The 6,163-nt window shown below is 76.3% G+C and carries 2 protein-coding genes; both read right to left on the bottom strand.

Features of this window, described 5'->3' with window-relative positions:
* The coding region (locus BBH68_RS32305; RefSeq protein WP_141713113.1) for a type I polyketide synthase at nucleotides 1–3,367 on the bottom strand (3,367 nt) is incomplete at its 3' end.
* Nucleotides 3,368–3,461: 94 nt separating this feature from the next.
* A partial coding sequence (locus BBH68_RS32310) for an SDR family NAD(P)-dependent oxidoreductase (RefSeq protein WP_141713114.1) occupies nucleotides 3,462–6,163 on the bottom strand: 2,702 nt, incomplete at its 5' end.

Raw genomic sequence — 6,163 nt, forward strand, 5'->3', positions numbered from 1 at the left:
CGGGTGGCGGCCAGGCGCCGGCCGGCGACGCGTCGGGGGTCGTGGCGCCGGTCGCGAGGCCGAGGGTGCCGGTGGCGTGCAGGGTCCAGGCGCGCTCCGGGTCGTCGGGCGCGTCGGCGTCGGCGAAGACCCGTACGCGGCGGCCGCCGCGCTCGTCCGGCGCGTCCACGACGACCTGGATGTCGACGCCCCTCGCGGCGCCGGGGGCGGCGTCGGGCAGCACCAGGGGCCGGTGCAGCTCCAGGTCGTCCAGCCGGTCGGCGCCCAGGTGTCCGCCGGTGTGCAGGGCCAGTTCGAGCAGGACGGCGGCGGGCACGACGGCACGTCCCGCGACCGTGTGGTCGGCGAGCCAGGGGTGGGAGTCGGTGCCCAGGCGGCCGGTGCAGACGTAGCCCTCGCCGCCGGCGAGCGCGATGCCCGCGGACAGCAGCGGGTGGCCGAGCGCGGACAGCCCGGCGCCGGCGACGTCCGCGGCGCCGCCCGAGCCGTCCAGCCAGTAGCGGCGGCGCTGGAAGGCGTAGGTGGGCAGCTCGACCCGCCCGGCCCCGGACCCGGCGAAGACCGCCTGCCAGTCCGGTTCGACGCCCTGGACCCACAGCTCCGCGAGCGCGGTCAGCAGCCGCCGAGGTCCGCCCTCGTCGCGGCGCAGGGTGCCCACCGCGACGACCTCGCCGCCCAGCGCGCTGCCGGTGTCCTCGACCGCCGCGGTCAGCACCGGGTGGGCGCTGACCTCGACGAAGACGGTGCTGCCCGCCCTGACGAGGGTCTGTACGGTGTCATGGAAGCGGACCGGCTCGCGCAGGTTGCGGTACCAGTACGCGGCGTCGGCCGCGCCGTCCGCGAGGAGTTCGGCGGTGACGGTGGAGTACATCGGCACCCGGGCCGGGCGCGCGGTGGTGGGCGCGGCCAGCTCCAGCAGGGCCTCGCGCAACTGCTCGACCTGGGCGGTGTGGGAGGCGTAGTCCACCGGGATGCGGCGGGCGCGTGTCCCGTCCCGCTCGCAGGTGGCCATCAGCTCGTCCAGCGACGCCGTCTCGCCGGCCACGACCGTGGACTGCGGGCCGTTGACGGTGGCGACGCCGATGCGGCCGTCCCAGGGGGCGATGAGTTCCTCGGCCGCCTCCCGGGTCAGCGGCAGCGAGACCATGCCGCCCCGGCCCGCGAGCTCCCGGCCGATGAGCCGGCTGCGCAGGGCCACGATACGGGCCGCGTCCTCCAGCGAGAGCACGTCGGCGACGACGGCGGCGGCCAGTTCGCCCTGGGAGTGGCCCACCACGGCGGACGGTTCGACACCGTGCCGGCGCCACAGGTGTGCCAGGGAGACCATGACCGCCCACAGCAGGGGCTGGACCACGTCCACCCGCTCGAGGGACGGCGCCCCCGGCCGCTGCCTGAGCACGTCGAGCGGCGAGAAGTCGATGTGCGGCGCCAGGGCCGCCGCACACTCCTCGAAGCGGGCCGCGAACGGCGGCGAGGCGTCCAGGAGTTCGGTGGCCATGCCCGCCCACTGGGCGCCCTGGCCGGGGAAGACGAACACCACGTCGGAGGGGGGCTCGCCGGACAGGACACCGGAGACGACGCCGGCGGCGGGCTCGCCGCTCTCCACCGCGGCCAGGCCCGCGGCGAGTTCCTCCAGGTCGCCGCCGAGCACCACGGCGCGGTGTTCCAGGCCCGCCCGTGTGGTGGCCAGGGACCAGCCGACGTCGGCGGTGGCCGCCTCCGACGCGGCGGCGAACTCGCGCAGCCGGGCCGCCTGCGCACGCAGCCCGGCGGCCGATTGCCCGGAGACCGGCCAGGGCACCACGGCGCCGGCGGCCACCACCCCGGCGGGCGCCGGCTCCTCCACGGGCCCGCCCTCGGGCCCGGAGGAATCGACGGGCTCGGCGGGCTCGGCGGAATCGGCCGGCCCGGCGGCGTCGGCGGGCACGGCGGCGTCGGCGGGCACGGCGGAATCGGCCGGCCCGGTGGTGTCGGCGGGCTCGGTGGCCGGGGCCTCCTCGATGATGATGTGCGCGTTGGTGCCGCTCACCCCGAAGGAGGACACGGCGGCCCGGCGCGGCCGGCCGGTGTCCGGCCAGGGCCGGTTGTCGGTCACCAGCTCGACGGCGCCGGAGGCCCAGTCCACGTGGCGGGTGGCCTCGTCCACGTGCAGCGTCCTGGGGACGGTGCCGTGCCGCATGGCCTCGACCATCTTGATGACGCCCGCGACACCCGCGGCCGCCTGGGTGTGGCCGATGTTGGACTTGACCGAGCCGAGCAGCACGGGGCGCTCCCGCGGCCGGTCCTTGCCGTAGGTGGCCAGCAGGGCGTCGGCCTCGATGGGGTCGCCGAGGGTGGTGCCGGTGCCGTGCGCCTCGACCACGTCCACGTGGGCGGGGGCGAGCCCCGCGTCGTCCAGAGCCCGCCGGATGACGCGCTGCTGGGAGGGGCCGTTGGGCGCGGTCAGGCCGTTGGAGGCGCCGTCCTGGTTCACCGCGCTGCCCCGGATGACGGCCAGCACCCGGTGGCCGTTGCGGCGCGCGTCCGACAGCCGCTCCACCAGCAGCAGTCCGACGCCCTCACCGAGGCCCGTGCCGTCCGCGCTGTCCGCGAAGGCGCGGCAGCGGCCGTCGCGGGAGAGCCCCTGCTGGCGGCTGAACTCGACGAACACCTCGGGGGTCGCCATGACCATCACCCCGCCGGCGAGCGCCAGCGAGCACTCGCCGCGCCGCAGTGCGCTGACCGCCAGGTGCAGCGCCACCAGCGAGGACGAGCAGGCCGTGTCGACGGTGAGCGCCGGGCCCTCCAGGCCGAGGGTGTAGGAGATCCGCCCGGAGATGACGCTGTCGGCGCGCCCGGTGAGCAGATAGCCGTGCACCTCGTCGGGGGCCGTGGCCCGGTCGCCGTAGCCGTGGAAGCTGGAGCCCACGAAGACGCCGGTGTCGCTGCCGCGCAGCGCGGTGGGGGCGATGCCGGAGCGTTCGAGCAGCTCCCAGGAGGTCTCCAGGAGCAGCCGCTGCTGCGGGTCCATGGCCAGCGCCTCGCGCGGCGAGATCCCGAAGAGGGCGGCGTCGAACTCGGCCGCCTCGTGCAGGAATCCGCCCTCCGCCACGTACGAGGTGCCCGGGCGCTCGCCCGTCACGTCGAACTGGCCCGCCACGTCCCAGCCGCGGTCGGCGGGGAGCGGGGAGATGGCGTCGGTGCCGTCGGCCACCAGCCGCCACAGCTCCTCGGGCGAGGCCACGCCCCCCGGGTAGCGGCAGCTCATGCCGACGATCGCCACCGGTTCGAGGGCCGCCGACTCCACCTCGCGCAGCCGTGACTTGGTCTCCTTCAGCTCCGCGGTCACGCGCTTGAGATAGTCGAAGAGCTTCTCTTCATTCGCCATGGGGGACGGGTCCATCCTTCGCAGCACTGAAGTGGGCAGAGGTGTTCCGGGCCGGGTCAGGGGGCCGGCGCGCGGGGCGTCCGGCCGGTCCGGATCACGGCTCCCCCAGCTCTTCGTCGATCATCGCGAACACCTCGTCCTGGGAGGCGCCCGTCAGGTCCCAGCCCTGCCCGGAGGCGCCGCCCGACGTGACGACCGAGTCGGGGCTCACCCGGCGCAGCAGCTTCTCCAGCCGCTCGGCCACCTCTCCCCTGGCCGGGTCGTCGTCGCGCAGGCCGGCCAGCTCGGCGTCCAGGCGGTCCAGTTCGTCCAGCACCGGGCTGGTGGATGTCTCGTCGCCCAGCAGCAGGTCGTGGAGGTAGGCGACGAGGGCGGCGACCGTCGGGTAGTCGAAGATCAGGCCGGCGGGCAGCTTGTGGCCGACGGCCTTCCCGAGCCGGTTGCGCAGCTCCACCGCGGTCACCGAGTCCAGGCCCAGCTCGCCGAACGGCCGGGTGAGCGGCACCGATTCCGCTCCGTCGTGGCCCAGGACGGCCGCGGCGTGGCCACGGACCGCCTCGCGCAGCACCCGGTCCCGCTCCGTGCGGGCCAGGCCGCGCAGGCGCTCGGCCAGTGCGGGGCCCGATCGGCCGGCGGTGTCGCCCTGCCGGTCCGCGGCCGGTTCCCGGTGGCGGGCGACCTCCGGCAGGCCGTACAGCAGCGGGCTGGGCCGGGCGGCGGTGTAGGCGAGCCGGAACTTGTCCCACTCGATGTCCGCGAGGACCACGAAGGCGTCGTCCCCGGCCAGGGCCCGCTCCATGGCGAGCGTGGCACGCCGGGGGGACATGAGCGGCACTCCGTGCCTGCGGCGCAGGTCGGCGACGGCGTCCTGCTCCGCCATGCCGCCCTGGTCCCACGCGCCCCAGCCGATGGAGGTCGCCACCTGCCCGTGGGCCCTGCGGTACCAGGCCAGTGCGTCCAGATAGGCGTTGCCGGGGGCGTAGTTGCCCTGGCCGGCGGCGCCGAAGGTGCCCGCGGTGGACGAGAAGAGCACGAACGCCGACAGGTCCGCGGCCGCGGTCAGCTCGTGCAGATTCCAGGCGGCGCCGGCCTTCGACCGCAGCGCCGCCGCCACACGGGGCAAGGTCAGTGTCTCCAGGGGGCCGTCGTCCAGGGCGGCCGCGGTGTGGAAGACCGCGGTCAGCGGCAGCTCGTCCGGGATGGTGGCCAGTGCGGCCGCCAGCGCCTCGCGGTCGCCCACGTCGCAGGACAGGATGGTCACCCGGGTGCCCGTTTCGGTCAGTTCGGCCCGCAGCCGATCGGCGCCCTCGGCCCGGGGGCCGCTCCGGCTCAGCAGCAGCAGGTGTTCGGCTCCCCGGGCCGCGAGCCGGCGCGCGAGGTGGCCGCCGAGCGCCCCGGTGCCGCCGGTGATGAGCACGGTGCCCTTGGGGGTCGGCCAGGTGTCGCCGCGCCCCGCGGAGGCCGCGGTGCGTACGAGCCTCCTGGCGCGTACGCCGGAGGGGCGCACCGCCAGTTGGTCCTCCCCCGACTCGCCGGACAGCAGCGCGCACAGCCGGTCGACGTCCCGCTCCCCGGGCTCGGCCGGCAGGTCGATCAGCCCGCCCCAGCGGTCGGGGTACTCCTGGGCCGCCACCCGGCCCAGTCCCCACACCATGGCCTGCCGGGGCCCGGTGAGTTCGCCGGGGCTCCCGGTGGTGACCGCGCCGCTGGTGACGCACCACAGCGGGGCCGTGACGGCGGAGGCGGCCAGGGCCTGGATCAGTCCCAGGGTGCGGGTGAAGCCGAGGGGCACGCCCGGGTGTGCCGGGTGGGATTCCTCGTCCCAGCCGGTCAGTGCGAGCACTCCGGCGGCCCGCTCGTGCCCCTCCAGGGCGCGCAGCCGCCCGGCGATCTCCTCCGGGTACGGGGCGGCCCCCGGGTTCCCGGTGTCCTCGGTCGGCTCCGCGGGGAGCGGGAGCCACTGGACGGCGCCGCCGCGGCGCTCGACGCCCGCGGCGATGGCGCGCACCGTCGGGTCGTCGGCGCGCTCCTCGGGGACGGCCAGCAGCCAGGTGCCGTCCAGCCGGCCCGGTGCCTCCGCCACCGGCACCCACTCGATCCCGTAGCGCCAGGCGTCCACGGCGGATTCCTCGCGCCGCTCCCGGTGCCAGGCGGAGAGGGCGGGCAGGACGACGGCCAGCGAGGAGCGCACCGCGTCGTCCGCGACGCCCAGTTCGGAGGCGAGCCCTTCGGTGTCCCCGCCGTCCACCGCCGACCAGAACGCGCCGTCGGTGCCGGAGTCCGCCGTGCCCTCGGCGGGCGGGGGCGCGTCCAGCCAGTAGCGCTGCCGGTCGAAGGCGTAGGTGGGCAGGTCCACGGGCCGGCCGCCGTCGAGCGTGCTCGGCCAGTCCACCGGGGCCCCGGCCACGAAGAGTTCCGCCAGCCCGGTCAGCAGCCTGCCGCGGCCGCCGTCGTCGCGCCGCAGGGTGCCGACGACCACGGGCCCGGGTGAGAGGTCCGCCAGGCTCTCCTCGATTCCGGAGGTCAGCACGGGGTGCGGGCTGACCTCCACGAAGACGCCGTGGCCCGCGTCGGCCAGCGCCCGCACGGTCTGCTGGAAGCGGACGGGCTCGCGCAGGTTGCGGTACCAGTAGTCGGCATCCGCGCCGCCGTCCGCCAGAAGCTCCGCGGTGACCGTGGAGTACATCGGCACCTGCGCCGCGCGCGGCGCCACCGGCGCCGCCAGCTCCAACAGGGCATCCCTGATCGACTCCACCTGCGGGGTGTGCGAACCGTAGTCCACCGGAATCCGGCGCG

This window comes from Streptomyces sparsogenes, from assembly GCF_001704635.1.
GTDB classification, from domain to species: Bacteria; Actinomycetota; Actinomycetes; order Streptomycetales; family Streptomycetaceae; genus Streptomyces; species Streptomyces sparsogenes.